The organism is Cupriavidus sp. DB3, assembly GCF_020418465.1.
Lineage (GTDB): Bacteria > Pseudomonadota > Gammaproteobacteria > Burkholderiales > Burkholderiaceae > Cupriavidus > Cupriavidus cauae.
Genome location: NZ_JAIZPL010000002.1, coordinates 565,504 through 581,408, shown reverse-complemented (window position 1 = coordinate 581,408; position 15,905 = coordinate 565,504). Strand labels below are relative to the sequence as shown.

Sequence of the window (15,905 nt, the reverse complement as noted above, 5' to 3'; positions counted from 1 at the left end):
TCCACCGAATTCCCACGGAGATCGCCATGACCCTGGACACCGAATCGTTTTCCTTGCTGCGCGCCTCGGTGCAGCGCTTCATCGAAGAGCGCCTGAAGCCCGCCGAGGACATCCTCGAGGAAACGGACGACGTGCCGGCCGATATCGTGGCCGACATGAAGGAGATGGGCCTGTTCGGCATCTCGATCCCGGAAAACTACGGCGGCATCGGCCTGTCGATGTCGCAGGAGTGCGATGTCGTCTATGACCTCGGCCATACCGCGCTGGCCTTCCGCTCGGTGTTCGGCACCAACGTGGGCATTGGCTCCCAGGGCATCCTGATGGATGGCACCGAGGAGCAGAAGCAGAACTATCTGCCGCGCATCGCCAGCGGCGAGCTGATCATCTCCTTCGCGCTGACCGAGCCGAACGCGGGCTCCGACGCGGCCTCGCTGCAGACCAAGGCGGAACTGGACGGCGATCACTATGTGATCAACGGCACCAAGCGCTTCATCACCAATGCGCCGCGCGCCGGCGCCTTCACGCTGATGGCGCGCACCGGCGGCCCGGGCGCGTCGGGCATCTCGGCCTTCATCGTGCCGGCCGACACGCCTGGGATCTCGCTGGGCAAGCCGGACAAGAAGATGGGCCAGCGCGGCACCAAGACCTGCGACGTGGTGCTGGAAAACGTGCGCGTGCCGGCCGCCAACATCATCGGCGGCGTGCCGGGCGTGGGCTTCAAGACCGCGATGAAGGTGCTCGACCGCGGCCGCCTGCATATCTCGGCGCTGGCGTGCGGCATGGCCCATCGCCTGCTGACCGATGCGGTGGCCTACGCCAAGGACCGCAAGCAGTTCGGCCGCCCGATCGGCGAATTCCAGCTGATCCAGGGCATGCTGGCCGACAGCCAGGCCGAGCTTTACGCCGGCCTGTCGATGGTGCGTGATTGCGCCCAGCGCTACGACGCCAAGGAGCCGGGCAAGAGCGATCCCGAAGTCAGCATGCTGGCCTCCTGCGTCAAGATGTTCTGTACCGAGATGGTCGGCCGCGTGGCCGATCGCGCGGTGCAGATTCACGGCGGCGCAGGCTATATCGCCGAATACAAGGCCGAACGCTTCTACCGCGACGTCCGTCTGCTGCGCCTGTACGAAGGCACCACGCAGATCCAGCAGATGATCATCGCCAAGCAGCTGCTGCGCGATTGAAGCCGGTCCGGACGCGGAGGGTTCGAGCATGAAACAGCTTCAACGCGTCCGCCTCGCCGGCACGGCATCCGGGGTGGCACACTCCGGTGCCGGCGCGCACGGCTGGGCCCCGCATCTGGGATGGACCGCGGACGAGCCGGTTCGTCCGCCATGCTTTCCGATCATCGCCGCGCTGCGCGCCGCCTGCGCGACGCCGCCGACCGCACCGCTCGACGTGGGCGCGCTGGCGCTAGGCGCGGCAGCCATTCTGGGCCGCCGCGATCCGATCGTGTCGGTCCAGGCGGCGGCCGAGCTCGGCGACGTCGACGGCGTGCTGTACCGGACCGGCAACGGCGGCTGGACGCTGCTGCACCGGACCGCGCTGCGTCCGTCCGACACCCGCTTCGTCCAGGCCTGGCTGCTCGCCTGCTATGCGATGCGCGGCGAGCATGCAGATACCGACGCCTTCGAATGCCGGCAAGCGAGCCTGTATTCGCTGGCCGATGACGACAGCCCCGCGGCGCGCGCCTACAGCTTCGCGGCGCGGCTGACGATGCCGGCAACTGCCTGCCATCTCGGCCTGACGGGCCATGTCGATGGCGACGTGCTGATGGCCTTCGCCTCGCAACTGCAGGTGCCGCTGCTGCATGCCGCGCGGCGCTGGCTTGCACGTACCGCGCAGAAGGCCGTGCTGGTGCTCGATGAAGCCGGGACGGTGCGCGCCAGCTGGCTCAGCGAGACCGCGTGCGCGGCGGGCTGGCGCATCGATCCGGCCGCGCTGCCGGTACGGGACGGGAAGGGCACGATCGAACCGTCGGGCGATGCCATGCTGGCTGCCGTCGTGCACGAACGCCGCGTCGCGATGTCGGACTGGTTTGCGCAGGCGCCGGCCGGCGGCCAGCTGATGGAAGCCTCGTTGGGAACGGTCGAAAGCGGACGGGGACGGCTGAGGCTTACCTTGCTGCAGCTGCCGCGCGATGCGGTCTGCCCCCAGCCGCGCGCGATATGGCCGCAATACGGCGCCAGTGTCAGCGCCAACGTCAGCGCGTAGCGCGCGGCGGCCCGCGCCTCAGCGGATCAGCAGCCGGCGACTCAGCGGATCAGCAGCCGGCGACTCAGCGAATCAGCAGCCGGCGACTCAGCGAATCAGCAGCCGGCGATCCGAGGGGCCGCGCGTCACGCTGCCGCCGCTGGCCGCGCAGTTTGCTGCGGAGTTTGTCGCGCAGTTCGTCGAGCCGCGTGGCGCCAGCCGCTCGAGCTGGCGCCGCATCCTGGTCAGACAGGTGAGCATCATGCCGCGCTCTTCCAGGCTCAGCGGCGAGACCCAGACCGATTGCAGCGCCTTGATGGCCTGACCGAGCTTGTCCATGCGATGGCTGGCGCTGGAGCGGATCAACGGAATCGGCTGCGCCGCATACGGGCCGGACTGCTGCTCGAGCCATCCCTGGTCCGACAGGCTGCGGACCATCGCCTCGAATTCCTCGGCCTCGAGCCAGGGCAAGGTGCAAGCCGCCGTGATGCGATCCGGTTCGGTGCGCTGCCGGTGTGCGAGGTGTTGCAGCAGGAGCCATTCCGTCGGGGAGATGCCGGACTGCGACAGAACGTGGTCGAGGGCCGAATGCCAACCGGCCAGATTCTCTTGCAGACAGCGCAGCAGCGGCTCCTTGGCGTCGTACAGGTTGGCTGACATGGTGTCGCGGGTCTCCTGTTGTGTTTTGCCTGATGTGTTCCGTTCGCTGGATTGCCTGGCGCTGGCGCGGGAGCCAACCCTGCCTGCGATCGGGGGCACCATCGTGCGTTGCCCGGATACCGCATTCTTTCGAAAAGCTCACGAAAGTATTTGGTGGATCGTCGGGTGAAGCGATGGTTTTGCCGCTGTTCCTGGTGCTGCGACACGGCGTCGCAGCGTCGTGCTCGGCTCAGCCACCATCACGCCTCGATCCGCGCCCTGGTCGGGCGCTGCAATCGCGTGCTGCAATCGCGCGCTTTCATCGCGCCTCAATGCCAGAAGGCATCCACCTCGCGCAGCAGATGGCCGGCCAGGATGTAGTCGCCGAGGCGGCTGGCGCGCGCTTCGAGCTCATGCAGTTCCTGGTCGGCAATGGCGCCGAGATCGAACAGGCAATAGAGATTGCGCTGACGGAAGGTGGTCTTGGGTTTGGCGAGCCCTTCGATCAGGGCCTCGTGCGAGCGCACCGCGATGCTTTCCTGGCCGCGGTACTGGACGCGTATGCCGCGTTTTTCCCCCAGCCGGCCCAGTTCGACGGCGTCCTGCCAACCCGTTTCATAGTCCAGCTCCAGCGCCAGAACCTCACGGGCGGCCAGCAGACGCAGGGCCTCGTTTTTGCTGCCGGCTCGTGCGATTGACATGCTTACCTCCGTGGCGATCAAGGACTGTACAAATATACAGTCCTTGAGGTCACCCGGCAAGCGGAAGGTGCCCCGAATGGCTCACCGATCCGGGGCCGAGACCACGCCCGTGCGGCGTGGCCGATGACCGCTCACGCCGCCGCGCGGGTGCTCGTCGCGAGTTCCCGCACAAACGCCTGCATCGACCTTGGCGGACGACCCAGGATCGCCTGCAGCACCAGCGTATTGGCGCGCAATCCATGGGCTGCATAGTGTTCGTGGATCTTGCGCAGCAGCTCCCATTGGGCCGCGGTGTAGTCCAGCGGCAGGCGCGCCCTCCATCGCTCGAAATCGATCTCGCCGGGGACAATGTTGCGGCCGAGCGCCTCGCTCATCATCGCGGCAATCTGCGTGCGCGTCAGTCCCGCCTCGCCGGCCAGCTCGAAACAGCCGTGCGCCAGCCGATCGGTGGTCAGTGCCATCGCGGCGACCTCCGCCACGTCGCGATAGTCGACGCGGGCCACCGGCACGTCGACCGGATAGGGCTCGGCGAAGCTGCCCTCGGCCACCACGCGCGCCCATCCGCCCAGCAGGTTCTGATGGAAGTTCGCGGGCTGCAGCACGGTGAACTGCAGGCCCGAATCGAACAGCGCCTGCTCGACCGGAATCTTGCTGGCGTGGTTGGCGAGCGTCACGTCGGTCGGCTGGATCACCGAGGAAAACACGAAGCGCCGCACGCCGGCGCGCCGCGCCGCGGCGACCATGTTGATGCCGAGCTGCGATTCGTCCGGCGCGAAGGCCGGGCCGATGTAGAAGACGCCATCGACGCCATCCAGCGCGGCCACCAGCGTCTCGGGCGAGCGCAGGTCCGCGACCGCGACCTCGTCGACGCCATTGGCCAGGGCGTGGGGAGCGCGTTGCGCGTCGCGGACCAGTCCGCGCACGGTCACGCCCTTGTCCCGCAGCGCCTGCGGAACCAGGCCGGCAAACCGTCCGGCGGCGCCGACGACCAGTACGCGGCGCGCCGCCGCGGACTCGGAGGGAGATGTTGCTGTGGCGATGGATGTCACGATGCGTGTCCTCGTTCGTGGTGGATGATCCGGACACGATAGAGAGTCACGTATCGGAGGAGAATACGGGCGCTCGATGATTCTCTCTTCCACAAACTGAGAGAATGGCGGGCAACGATCTTCGAATCCAACCGGAATCCAACCGGAATCCAACCGGAATCCAAACGGGAATCCAGCCGTGGAGCGCTGATGGACCGCGTATCCGACATCCTGACCTTCCTCGCCATCGCCGAGCACGGCAGCCTCAGCAAGGCCGCCCGGCATCTGGGCCGCTCGCTGCAATCGGTCAGCCGTTCGCTGGCGCTGCTCGAGCGCAGCCTCGGCGTGCAGCTGGTGCAGCGAACCACCCGCAGCTGCCAGCTGACCGAGGCCGGCGAGGCGTTCCGGCATCGCGTCGCGCCGGCCATGGCGGAGTTGAACGAGGCGTGGGATGCCGCGTCGAGCCTGAGTACGTCCGCGTCGGGCACGCTGCGGGTCAGCGCACCGGTGCTGTTCGCACCGGCATATATCGTGCCGGTGGTCGCCCGTTACATGGAGCGGCATCCGAAGGTGGAAGTGGAGCTGACGGTCAGCGACGCCTTCACCGGTCTGCGCGCGGAAGGGCTGGACTTGGCGGTGCGGATCGGCGAGGTGACCGACGACAACCTGAAGGCGCGCCGGCTGGCGATGCTGCGGCGCGTGGCCTTCTGCTCGCGCAGCTATGTGGCGCGCCACGGCGTGCCGGCGCACCCACGCGACCTGGCCGCGCATCGCTGCGTCGTGCGCAGCGGCGAGGGCAACGACGCGCGCTGGCCGTTCCTGATCGACGGCAAGCTGCGGCGCTTCGCCGTCGACGGCAGATTGCGCGCGGGCAGCACGGCCGCCGTCAACGAGGCCGTGGCGCTGGGCCTTGGCATCGGGTTCGGCCCGCTATGGCAGGTGCGGCCTCTGCTCGACCAGCGGCGCCTGGTGACGGTGCTGGACGCGTTCGAGGCGCCGCCGATCCCGGTGCAGGCGGTATGGCCCGCGGCCCGCGCGATTCCGGCCAAGACGCGGGCCTTCATCGACCTGCTGGCGGACCATCTGGGCGGCCTGTCGTTATAGCGCTGACCGGCCACCGGCGCTGCAGCGTGGCAACGCTTGCGACCGGCAGCGCCGCGCGGAAGTCCTTACTTCGCGAACACCTGGCTGATATCGCCGAACGCCTTGAATTCGAGCGCATTGCCCGACGGGTCGAGAAAGAACATCGTGGCCTGTTCGCCGACCTGGCCCTTGAATCGCACATGCGGTTCGATCACGAACTTGACGTTGGCCGCGCGCAGCTTGTCGGCCAGCGCCTCCCATTGCTCCATCGACAGGATCGCGCCGAAATGGCGCACCGGCACGTCGTCGCCATCGACCGCGCTGGTCGAGCGATGTCCGGTCTCTTCGGGCGACAGGTGCGCGACCACCTGATGGCCGTAGAAGTTGAAATCGACCCAGCTGTCGGAGCTGCGGCCCTCGGGGCAGCCGAGCAGCTCGCCGTAGAAGCGCCGGGCCTCGGCCAGATCGTGCACAGGGAACGCCAGGTGGAACAGGGGAATGGTTTGCATATGTGTGTGTCGGCCTTTGTGGAGAGAAAGCGCCCGGCTGCGGCGTGGTATGGTCCCGGAAATTCTACTCAGCACAAGTCGCGATATGAAGCGAATCATTTTGGCGCTGAGTATCAAAGATTTCGATCGGATACCGCCGAGCCCTTCGCCATGATCCGCTACTTCCGCACCTTCCTGGTCGCTGCCGAGACCGCTTCGTTTTCCGCCGCCGCGGCGCGGCTGTCGCTGACCCAGTCCGCGGTCAGCACGCAGATACGGCGGCTGGAAGAGGATCTGGGCTGCGCGCTGTTCGATCGCACCGGCAAATCGGTGGCGCTCAGCGAGCAGGGGCGCAAGCTGCTGCCCGAGGCGGTGCGCTTCGTCGAGCTGTACGAGTCGATGAAGGGACAGGCGCACGCGGCTCCCGCGCTGACGCCGATCGACCTGGGCGCGGTATCGACGGTGCAATCGACGCTGCTGCCCAAGGCGATGCAGCGTTTCCGCGCCGATTATCCGAAGACCCACGTCAATATCGTGCCCGGCATGTCGACGCAGTTGTTGACCCAGGTCGACGCGCGCGAACTCGAGGTCGCGGTGATGATCAAGCCCCGGCTCGGCATTCCGGCCGAGCTGAAATGGCTGCCCTTGCTGAGCGAGCCCTTCGTTGCCATCGCGCCGCGTGGCGCGCCGCGCGAGCTGAGGGCGATGCTGGGCGCGCTGCCCTTCATCCGCTACAACCGGCATTCGGCCGGCGGGCATCTGGTTGACCGCTATCTGAAGCGCCATCGGCTGCGCGTCGACGAAGGCATGGAGCTCGACGAGCCGGCGGTGATCCTGCAGATGGTCGACCAGGGCCTGGGCTGCGCGATCGTGCCGGCCGATCTGCTGCCGCTGGCGCAATGTCCGAACGTGCAGGCCGAACCGTTGCCGGGGCGGCCGATCCATCGCGAGGTCGGCGTGCTGGCGCGGCCCTCGGCACTGTCGCGCGCGCCGACCGCTGCGCTGATCGAGGCCTTCGTCATCGCGGCGCGCCAGTGGCGCGGGCGGCGGAGCAAATCCCGCTGAACCGGACGTGGCCGGACGGCTCGGACTCGCATGTCCGAATCCGGCTGGTCGCTTCGCCGGAAAGCGGTAGCATGCAGCCATGGAACTCGATCCCGACACCTGCTACCGCGCCGTGGTTTCGCACGACCGCCGCTTCGACGGGCGCTTTTTCGTCGCCGTGTCGTCGACCGGCATCTACTGCCGGCCGGTCTGCGCGGTGCGCACCCCCAAGCGGGAAAACTGCAGTTTCTTCGCCACCGCGGCGGCGGCCGAGAAGCACGGCTATCGGCCCTGCCTGCGCTGCCGGCCCGAGCTGGCGCCAGGCCATGGGATTGCCGACCTGTCGGGCCGGCTGGCGCAGGCGGCGGCGACGCTGATCGACGAGGGCTTCCTGGCCGATGCCGGCGTGCCCGAGCTCGCCGCGCGCATCGGCGTCACCGAGCGGCACCTGCGGCGGCTGTTCACCGCGCAGTTCGGCGTCTCGCTGGTCGACTATGCGCAGACGCAGCGCCTGCTGCTCGCCAAGCGGCTGCTGACCGATACCGCGCTGCCCGTCACCGAGGTGGCACTGGCGGCCGGCTTCGGCAGCGTCCGCCGCTTCAACGACGTGCTGAAGACGCGCTACGGCCTGGCGCCCACCGCGATGCGCAAGCGCGCCGCGGGCATGCCGGCCGACCGCCTGGTGTTCGAGCTCGGCTACCGGCCGCCAATGGCGTGGGCCGCGCTGATGCAGTTTCTCGGTGCGCGCGCGGTGCAGGGCGTCGAGCAGATCTGGCCCGATGCGCATGGCGGCGAATACGGACGCACCGTTGCCATCGAAGTGGGTGGACGACTGCACAGCGGCTGGATACGGCTCGCGCTGGTCCCGCAACGCCACGTATTGCGCGTGACGCTGTCCGGTTCGCTGGCGCATGCCATTCCGCAGGTGCTGGGCAAGGTCCGGCGCTTGTGCGATCTCGGTTGCCGGCCCGACGTGGTCGATCGCCATCTGGGCGCGCTGGCGGCCGACATGCCCGGCATGCGGTTGCCGGGGACCGTGGACGGTTTCGAGATCGCGGTGCGGGCGGTACTGGGCCAGGTCGTCTCGCTGGGCCAGGCCCGTGCCATGCTGCATCGGCTGGTGCAGGCCCATGGCGTACCGCTGGCCGCGCCGATGGACGAACTGCGCGCCTGCTTTCCGGGCGCGGCCACGCTGGCTGCGGTGCCAGTGACGGAGCTCAATGCACTGGGCGTGCCGATGGCCAAGGCGCGCGCGATCCATGCGATCGCCACGGCCGTGGTCGAAGGCAGGGTGTCGCTCGAGCCCGGTGTGGAACCCGCGCAGACCGTCGCGGCGCTGTGTGCCATCGACGGCGTGGGCGACTGGACCGCGCAATACATTGCGATGCGCGCGCTGGGCTGGCCCGATGCGTTCCCGGCCACCGACTATGCGCTGCGCATGGTGCTCGGCATCGAGCGCAACGGCGAGATGCTGCGGCACGCCGCGCAATGGGCGCCGTGGCGCGCTTACGCTGCCATGCATCTGTGGCGGCAGTACCAGGACATGCAGGACCGCCGCGAGCGCGAACGTGCCGAGGCGCGCGCGGTGCCCGCGGGCCTTGGCGCTACCACTGGCGATCCAGCCGTGACGCGACGCGCCCGCAGAACACGCCGCCCTCAATTACAGGAGCAGCCAACATGATTCACTATCGTTCGATGTCGAGCCCGCTCGGCGACGTGCTGTTGCGCGCAGAAGACGGCCATCTGACCGGGATGTTCTTTGCCGGCCAGAAATACCATCCGGCCGGACCGTTCGACTCCGCTGCCGTTGACGCACGTAACGCGCGCGTACTGGCGCAGGCGGCGCAAGAGCTGACCGAGTACTTCGCCGGTGGGAGGCAGCGTTTCACCGTGCCGCTGCGCCTGGCCGGCAGCGCCTTCCAGCAGCAGGTCTGGCGGGCGCTGTGCGAGATCCCCTTCGGCGAAACCATCAGCTATGGCCAATTGGCCCTGGGCCTCGGCCTGCCGCCCGGCCATGCGCGCGCGGTTGGCAGCGCGGTGGGCCGCAACCCGATCTCGGTGATCGTGCCCTGCCATCGCGTGCTGGGCGCCAAGGGCGCGCTGACGGGCTATGCCGGCGGCACCGACCGCAAGCAGGCACTGCTGCGGCTGGAAGGCACGGCGGCGGCGCCGCATCTGCCGCTGTTGCGCGACGCGCTGGCGGCCGCCGCATGACGGCAGCCGCATAACGATGGCCCGTAACGGTAGCCTCGTAACGGCAGCCTCGTAACGGCAGCCACATCGCGCTACCCGCGTCGCACCCGCAACGCACCCGCAACGCACCCGTAACCGCGCGCCGACATGCCACGGCTCTTTGTCGCACTGGAAACCCCGCCCGCGCTGGCGGCCTCGCTGCTGGCGACGCTGCCGCGCGAGCGCGGCATCCGTGCGACGCCGGCCGCGCAGGTCCACCTGACGCTGCGCTTCGTCGGCGAGGTCGAGGAGGAAAAGGCCGCCGCGATCGACGCCGCGCTGGCCACGATCGCCGCCGTGGCGGTCCCGGTGCAGGTCGCCGGCGTTGGCCGCTTCGGCCGGCGCGGCGGCATCCTGTGGGCCGGCGTCGTGCCCGCGGAACCGCTGCTGGCACTGCATGGCGCGCTCGATCTGGCGCTGCGCGATGCCGGGGTCGAGCCCGAGACGCGCCCCTTCCACCCGCACCTGACGCTGGCGCGCTGCGCGCCGCATGCGGCCGAGCCACTGCTGCGCGAGTGGGTCGCCGCGCACCGGGAACTGGCCTGCCCGTCCTATCTGGCGCGGCGCTTCGTGTTGTTCGAGAGCCGCCTGCAGCGGCAGGGCGCCGAGCATCGCTGCCGCCGTGCCTTTGCCTTGCGCGAGCCGGAGCGGGACAACCCCCCGTAAGTCGGGCTCAAGTTTTGCGCCAGGGATGCCGTTTCTGTACTAGAGTCCCAACGCCCGCAATCTGGATCCCCGCACCCGCCCGCGTGATTTCATGAGTTCCCACGAGTCCATCGACCAGCCCGAGGCCGCCGTCCCGTCCGACGAGCAGTACCGCCTGACGCATGCCTCGCAGATCGGCACGGTGCTGCGCGATCTGGCGTGGCAGAAATGCACGCTGAACGTGCGCTCCGGCCGCGGCCGGGAAACCGTTTCCTCGGTGCTGCACGTCGATCCGGGCAGCCGCACCTTCATCTTCGACTGGTGCCGGACCGACGAGGAAGCGCGCGCGGTGCTGGAAGCCGAGGAAAACGCGATTTCGGCCTCGCTGCGCGGCGTGCCGGTCAACTTCACCATCGGCCAGCCGGAGCCGGTGCAATATCAGGGCGGCCCGGCGTTCAAGGCCCCGTTCCCGGACAAGCTCTATCACTTCCAGCGCCGCCGGCATTTCCGCGCGCGCACGCTGGTGACGCGGGGCTATGGCTGCGAAGGGCGGCTCGACGACGGTACCGTGGTCAAGCTCGATATCTCGGATCTGTCGCTATCGGGGGTTGGCCTGCGCTCGCGCACGGTCGGCGATACGCAGCTGCCGGTCGGTACGCGCATCGCCCGCGCCCGGCTCGATTTCCGCGAGCTCGGCAAGCTCGACCTCGATCTGCAGGTGGTGGGACATTGGCTGGTGGGCCGCGACGACAGCGCGATTCATCATTTCGGCTGTGCCTTCGTCAATCCGGACGGGCGGCTGGAAAATACGCTGCAGCGGCTGGTATTCGCGCTGGAATTGGCCCATCGCGGCTGATAAAAGGCGCCGGCGGTTCGCAGCGAAATCGGCCGAAAATCGCCGTCCGCAATCACATCGTTCGCGCGAAAGCGGGAAATCCAGCGCCATTGAAAGCCGCTGGTCCACGCTTTCGCGAGGATGACGCGCGGGTCGGCGCCCTCGCGCTGTTTCTTCCCGCTGTTTCTTCCTTATTGCGGCTTGCTCTGCGCCACCATCGTGAGGGCGAGCATCACATCGCCGGACAGGCGGCCACCGTTCGATGGCATGCCGGCATCTTCCAGAATGGCCCACAAATTCTCGGAGCCGGCCGCAATCCGTTGACGCAGTTCGGCGAGATAGGCCTGTTCGGCGGGCATCAGGGGTCTCTCTGCCATGCGCATATCCGCGACGATTGCGCCAAGCGAGATGTCATCGAAAGTCATATTGGTGTTGCGGTAGTCTCTTTTTTGGCAAGAGTCTTTCAGGTTCGGACTTGTTGGACGGTGATTTTAGCAATGTATATCGCAACGCGATGCATGGAATACCGCGACTTTTCTCCGGTCTATTCCGAGGAGTGATGGCGGCGACGCGCCTCACGCTTTAAAGCGTTGCGATTGTGAGCATTGCGACATGATTCGCTTCAAACAAGCGGCGCAATATTGGCGTTAATTGTCGATTGTCGTTGTGGCGAGGAGACAGCAACGCAGGGCAGCGACACAGGGCTTGCCTGGTGCCGCACGGTCATGCCGCGTCCTCATGTCACACCGTCGTGCCGCAACCTCGCGCCGCAATCACGCCGCAATCACGTCGCACTCACGCCGCAATCAGCCTGCTCATTTCCATCGCGGCCTCGCGCATGCGGGGCAGCATGCGGGCAAGCATCTCCGCCTCGCCGACCTGCGTGGGCCGCACGCTGACGCTGATGCCGGCCACGACCTCGCCCGATTCCGCATGCACCGGCACCGCAAGCGCGCGCAGATCGAGCTCCAGTTCCTCGTCCACCACCACGTAGCCGAGCGTGCGGGCCTGCTCGAAGCACGCCTCCAGCTCGGTGCGCGACACCTTGGTCTGCAGCGTGCGCGGTCGCAGCTCCGCGCGCTCGAAGTAGGCATCGCGCGCCGGCTCGTCCAGGTGGGCCAGCAGCATGCGGCCGATCGACGTGCAGAAGGCCGGCAGGCGGCTGCCCATGCCGAGCGCGTGCGACAGCATGCGGCGCACCTCGCAGCGGGCCAGATACAGGATGTCGGTGTCTTCGAGGATCGCCAGCGCCGAGGTCTCGCCCACCGCGGCGCTGAGCCGGTCCAGGATCGGCTGTGCCTGCGCGACCAGCGCGGTCGACGAGAAGTAGGCGTGGCCGAGATGGAGCACGCGCGGGCGCAGCGCGAAGCGGCCGTCTTCCTGGCTGACATAGCCGAGCCGCTGCAAGGTATAGAGGCAGCGCCGCACCGAGGCGCGCGACAGCTGCGTGCGCTGCGCGATCTGCGAAATGGTCAGCGGCCGCCTGCGTTCGGAGAAGGCCTCGAGCACGTGCAGGCCTCGGGCCAGCGACAGCATGAAGTTCGGATCGCCCGCGTACTGGTCCAGTTGGTCCGGACGTCGCGGAGCCGTGCGCGGTGGGGCCGCATCGGCGCGCGCGGCGTCGGAGGCAGCGGGAGCACCGGGAGCAGCGGGAGCAGCGGGCGCCGGGGCGGCGGTGGAGCGGGTGGCGTCCATATGGGAAAGGGCAGGAAGAGGGCGACAGCGATTGTTCGATAATCGCGCATCATAACCGGCCCCGGGGTGCTGCGGGAAATCTGCGGCCGGCGTCGCTGCGCGATGCCCGCGGGCTCGGCGCATTCGCCGGCGTGCGATCCGAGCATTCCCCCCGCGCGATCCCCTCGTTCTCCGCCGCGCTATTCCGCCAGCGCCGCCAGGATTTCCGCATGCAGCCGGCGATCGCCGCAGGCCACCACGCGTCCGCCATGCTGCGGATCGTCACCGGTCCAGCTGGTGATGATGCCGCCCGCGCCCTCGACGATCGGGATCAGCGCCTGCACGTCGTAGGGCTGCAGCCCGGCTTCGACCACCGCATCGACATGGCCCGCGGCGACCATGCAGTAGGCGTAGCAGTCGCCGCCATAGCGCAGCAGCCGGGCGCGGTCGGCCACGCAGCGGAACGCCTTCCGTTCCGGCTCGTCGCCGAACATCTCCGGCGTGGTGCACATCAGCTTGGCGTCGGCGAGGCTGGCGCAGGGACGCGTGCGCAGCGGCGTCCTGCCGAGCCAGGCGGCGTCGCAGGTGCCGACGAAGCGCTCGCCGGTGAACGGCTGGTCCATCACGCCCAGCACGGGCCGGTCGCCGTCGTTCAGCGCGATCAGCGTGCCCCACAGCGGCAGGCCGGTGATGAAGGCGCGCGTGCCGTCGATGGGGTCGAGCACCCAGGTCAGCGGCGACGTGCCCTCGATGCGCTCATGCTCCTCGCCATGGATGCCATGGTCGGGATAGGTCGCGGCGATCAGCTCGCGCATCGCGGTCTCGGCAGCCTGGTCGGCGGCGGTGACGGGATCGAAGCGGCGGCCGCCCTTGTCCTGCACCTCGGCATGGGTGCGGAACAGCGGCAGGCTTTGCGCCGCGGCCGCGTCGGCCAGGCGGTGGGCGAAGTCCAGATATTCGTTCAGGCGTTCGGCGGGCAGCGGCATGGCGTCGGCAGCGGGTGGTTGCAGGAAGGGACGTGGAACGGGACCTGGGCAAGGGCGCAGGAAGGGCCGGCAAGGACCGGCCGATGCAGCGATGGTACGTCGGTCCCAGCGGGCATGCCAGCCGCGCTTTGGGGGCCTTGGCTCCGACTGACGCCTAGCGCCGGTTCGGCGCGACGATGCCGAATCGCTCCATCTGCCGGTAGACCGTCGCGCGCGAAATGCCGCAGGCCGCGGCGACCTCGGTCACGTTCCAGTGGTGCGCCTGCAGCGCGGCCAGCAACTGGCGCGCTTTCGGATCGTCGGGGACCGGCGAGCCGGCGGCATCGGATGCGGGCACGGACGGGGGCATGGATGCGGGCACCGATGTGGGCACAGACGCGGCCAGCGCGCGCAGCGGGCTCGCCGTGCCGGCGTCGGTCACCTCCGGCGGCAGGTCGCCAAGATCGATATGGCCGCCGTCGCTCATCGCCAGCGCGAAGCGCAGCACATTGCGCAGCTGGCGCACGTTGCCGGGCCAGTCGTAGGCCAGCATCGCGCGCCAGGCGTCGTTCGACAGCGTGGCGTCGATGTGCAGCTGGGCCGCTTCCTCCTGGCAGATGCGTTCGATCAGATAGGCCTTGTCCTGGCGCTCGCGCAAGGTCGGCAGATACAGCGTGGCGCCGCACAGCCGGTAATACAGGTCCTCGCGAAAGCGCCCCTCGGCGATCAGCTGGCGCAGGTCCCGGTGCGAGGCCGCGACCACGCGCAGGTCGACCGCGACCGGACGCTGCGCGCCGAGCGGGGTGACCTCGCGCTCGGACAGCACGCGCAGCAGCCGGCTCTGCAGGTGCAGCGGCATGTCGCCGATCTCGTCGAGGAACAGCGTGCCGCCATCGCTCTGCGCGATCAGGCCGCGCATGCCCTTGCCGCGCGCGCCGGTGAAGGTGCCGGCGGTATAGCCGAACAGCTCGCTCTCGATCAGCGTCTCCGGAATGGCGGCGCAATTGACCGCGATGAAGGCATGCTCGCGCCGGTTGCTGCTCTGATGCAGCGCCTTGGCGAGGACTTCCTTGCCGGTACCAGTCTCGCCGTGGATCAGCACATTGAGCGGCTTGTTGGCGAGGCGTTTCGCCTGCGTGATCAGCCGCTGCATCTGCGCGTCGTCGGCGCCCAGCGCATCGAGCGCGGCGGTGTCGCCGGGCTCGGGCGCGGCCGGTGCGGGAATGCGGTGCGGCATCACGCGCGGCGCGATCGCGCTGGCGTAGTAGACTTCGTCGCCATGCGTGCGCAGCGTGGCGCGATCGGACGACATGCCGGCGCGTGCGATGCGCCACAGGTCGCTCATGCTCTCGCGGAACAGCATCGTCAGCGGGCGCCCGATCACCGGGCCATGGTCCGCCGCACGCAGCGCGCGGCGCGCACCGCTGTTGATGCCGCAGACGATGCCGTCGGCGTCGAAGGCCACCATGATCTCGCCGCTGACGTCGACCAGCGACCAGGTCGCGCCCAGCCGCAGGATCCAGCGGTCGCGGAAGTAGCGCAGGAAATTGGCGTCCTCGATCATCTGCGCGTACATCGCCGTCATCTGCAGCGCCAGATGCTGGCTCTCGCGCGGACCGGGCGAGGTCAGCGCCGATACGTCGAGCACGCCGAGAAAGCCGCCGGTGGGGTCGAACAGCGGCGCGCTGTTGCACGTCAGGCTGATATGCGAGACATCGAAGTGGTCGGTCTGGTGGCAGGTGACCGCATGCTGCTCGACGATGCAGGTGCCCACCGCGCAGGTGCCGGCCTGGCGCTCGCTCCAGTCGGCGCCGAGATAGAGGCCGGAGCTCTTGAGCTCGCGATCCCACTGGTCGTTGCCGATGAAGTCTACCGCGATGCCGTGCGAGTCGGTCAGCAGCAGCACGTAGCCGAGCGAGGACATGCGCTTGTACAGCTGCTCCATGCCGGTGCGGGCCACGCCGAGGAAGTCCTCGATCTGGTCCTTGTGCTCGCGCAGCCGTCCCGCCTCGACGATATGGGCCGGCATGCGGCGGCCGGGGTCCATACCGTACTCGTTCACGCAGCGGATCCACGAGCGCTCGATCTCGCTGAGCGGCGGCCGGGCCGGATCGGCCTGGCTGGCGAGCGTCAGCACCTGCTCGACATGCGCGTGCCGTTGGGCGGCTTGCTTGGCACTGATCACAGGGTCTCCTTCGCTGCGCCTTGCCGGGGGGACGGGCGACGCTTATCTGCTGTTGTCTTCGTGGTGTTATCCAATATAGACCCGGAGGCGGACGGTGTCGGTACCGCGGGCCGCCTTTTCCCTCTCCCCCGGGCCCTCTCCCGCGGGCGGGAGAGGGGAGCCCCCCGGTGGCCGAGAGCGCTGCCCCTTCCCA

The 15,905-nt window shown here is 68.6% G+C and carries 16 protein-coding genes; 8 read left to right on the top strand and 8 right to left on the bottom strand.

Going from position 1 to position 15,905, the window contains the following annotated elements; translation table 11 throughout:
- The first annotated feature begins 26 nt into the window (after positions 1 to 26).
- Both K7G19_RS08380 and K7G19_RS08375 read left to right on the top strand, forming a co-directional pair.
- Positions 27 to 1,184: an acyl-CoA dehydrogenase family protein gene (locus tag K7G19_RS08380; RefSeq protein ID WP_149318473.1), complete on the top strand. Its 1,158-nt coding sequence runs from the start codon at positions 27 to 29 to the stop codon at positions 1,182 to 1,184.
- Between the two features lie 28 nt (positions 1,185 to 1,212).
- Positions 1,213 to 2,214, top strand: a complete 1,002-nt coding sequence (locus K7G19_RS08375; protein WP_226106798.1) for a hypothetical protein — start codon at positions 1,213 to 1,215, stop codon at positions 2,212 to 2,214.
- A gap of 87 nt (positions 2,215 to 2,301) precedes the next feature.
- On the opposite strand, the gene K7G19_RS08370 is transcribed toward K7G19_RS08375, so the two are convergent.
- The 3 genes from K7G19_RS08370 to K7G19_RS08360 all read right to left on the bottom strand — a co-directional run bounded on the left by K7G19_RS08370 (position 2,302) and on the right by K7G19_RS08360 (position 4,582).
- Positions 2,302 to 2,955 carry a hypothetical protein gene (locus K7G19_RS08370; RefSeq protein ID WP_226106796.1) on the bottom strand — a complete coding sequence of 218 codons (654 nt, stop codon included), beginning with the start codon at positions 2,953 to 2,955 and terminating at the stop codon, positions 2,302 to 2,304.
- Positions 2,956 to 3,161: 206 nt separating this feature from the next.
- Positions 3,162 to 3,533, bottom strand: coding sequence for a PHA-granule associated protein 4 (locus K7G19_RS08365; RefSeq protein WP_150084824.1), 372 nt, complete (start codon positions 3,531 to 3,533; stop codon positions 3,162 to 3,164).
- A gap of 131 nt (positions 3,534 to 3,664) precedes the next feature.
- Entirely contained in the window at positions 3,665 to 4,582 is a 918-nt protein-coding gene (locus K7G19_RS08360) for an NmrA family NAD(P)-binding protein (protein ID WP_226106794.1), read from the bottom strand.
- 189 nt (positions 4,583 to 4,771) lie between these two features.
- Here K7G19_RS08360 and K7G19_RS08355 point away from each other — a divergent pair, with 189 nt between their 5' ends.
- Positions 4,772 to 5,665, top strand: coding sequence for a LysR family transcriptional regulator (locus K7G19_RS08355; protein ID WP_226106792.1), 894 nt, complete (start codon positions 4,772 to 4,774; stop codon positions 5,663 to 5,665).
- Positions 5,666 to 5,730: 65 nt separating this feature from the next.
- Here the strand turns inward: K7G19_RS08355 and K7G19_RS08350 are convergent, their stop codons facing one another.
- Complete coding sequence (locus K7G19_RS08350) at positions 5,731 to 6,153, bottom strand: VOC family protein (protein ID WP_149318467.1); 423 nt, start codon at positions 6,151 to 6,153, stop codon at positions 5,731 to 5,733.
- Positions 6,154 to 6,303: 150 nt separating this feature from the next.
- On the opposite strand from K7G19_RS08350, the gene K7G19_RS08345 reads away from it, so the two are divergent.
- The 5 genes from K7G19_RS08345 (at position 6,304) to K7G19_RS08325 (ending at position 10,909) form a co-directional block, all read left to right on the top strand.
- Positions 6,304 to 7,197: a LysR family transcriptional regulator gene (locus K7G19_RS08345; protein WP_149318466.1), complete on the top strand. Its 894-nt coding sequence runs from the start codon at positions 6,304 to 6,306 to the stop codon at positions 7,195 to 7,197.
- A gap of 79 nt (positions 7,198 to 7,276) precedes the next feature.
- Positions 7,277 to 8,857, top strand: a complete 1,581-nt coding sequence (locus K7G19_RS08340) for a DNA-3-methyladenine glycosylase 2 family protein (RefSeq protein WP_226106790.1) — start codon at positions 7,277 to 7,279, stop codon at positions 8,855 to 8,857.
- Positions 8,854 to 9,390 (top strand): methylated-DNA--[protein]-cysteine S-methyltransferase, encoded by a 537-nt coding sequence (locus K7G19_RS08335; protein ID WP_226106788.1) that lies wholly within the window; start codon positions 8,854 to 8,856, stop codon positions 9,388 to 9,390. The genes K7G19_RS08340 and K7G19_RS08335 overlap by 4 nt, the downstream gene beginning before the upstream one ends.
- Positions 9,391 to 9,516: 126 nt before the next feature.
- Complete coding sequence (gene thpR, locus K7G19_RS08330) at positions 9,517 to 10,074, top strand: RNA 2',3'-cyclic phosphodiesterase (RefSeq protein ID WP_226106786.1); 558 nt, start codon at positions 9,517 to 9,519, stop codon at positions 10,072 to 10,074.
- 91 nt (positions 10,075 to 10,165) lie between these two features.
- Positions 10,166 to 10,909, top strand: a complete 744-nt coding sequence (locus K7G19_RS08325; RefSeq protein WP_149318462.1) for a flagellar brake protein — start codon at positions 10,166 to 10,168, stop codon at positions 10,907 to 10,909.
- Positions 10,910 to 11,079: 170 nt separating this feature from the next.
- On the opposite strand, the gene K7G19_RS08320 is transcribed toward K7G19_RS08325, so the two are convergent.
- From K7G19_RS08320 to K7G19_RS08305, 4 genes are all read right to left on the bottom strand, one after another.
- Positions 11,080 to 11,313, bottom strand: a complete 234-nt coding sequence (locus tag K7G19_RS08320; protein ID WP_006576881.1) for a hypothetical protein — start codon at positions 11,311 to 11,313, stop codon at positions 11,080 to 11,082.
- A 370-nt stretch (positions 11,314 to 11,683) separates the two neighbouring features.
- A complete protein-coding gene (locus K7G19_RS08315; RefSeq protein WP_226106783.1) occupies positions 11,684 to 12,583 on the bottom strand; it encodes an IclR family transcriptional regulator C-terminal domain-containing protein in 900 nt (299 codons plus the stop codon).
- 179 nt (positions 12,584 to 12,762) lie between these two features.
- A complete protein-coding gene (gene hisN, locus K7G19_RS08310; RefSeq protein WP_149318460.1) occupies positions 12,763 to 13,548 on the bottom strand; it encodes a histidinol-phosphatase in 786 nt (261 codons plus the stop codon).
- 154 nt (positions 13,549 to 13,702) lie between these two features.
- Complete coding sequence (locus K7G19_RS08305; RefSeq protein ID WP_226106782.1) at positions 13,703 to 15,712, bottom strand: sigma-54-dependent Fis family transcriptional regulator; 2,010 nt, start codon at positions 15,710 to 15,712, stop codon at positions 13,703 to 13,705.
- Positions 15,713 to 15,905 lie beyond the last annotated feature (193 nt).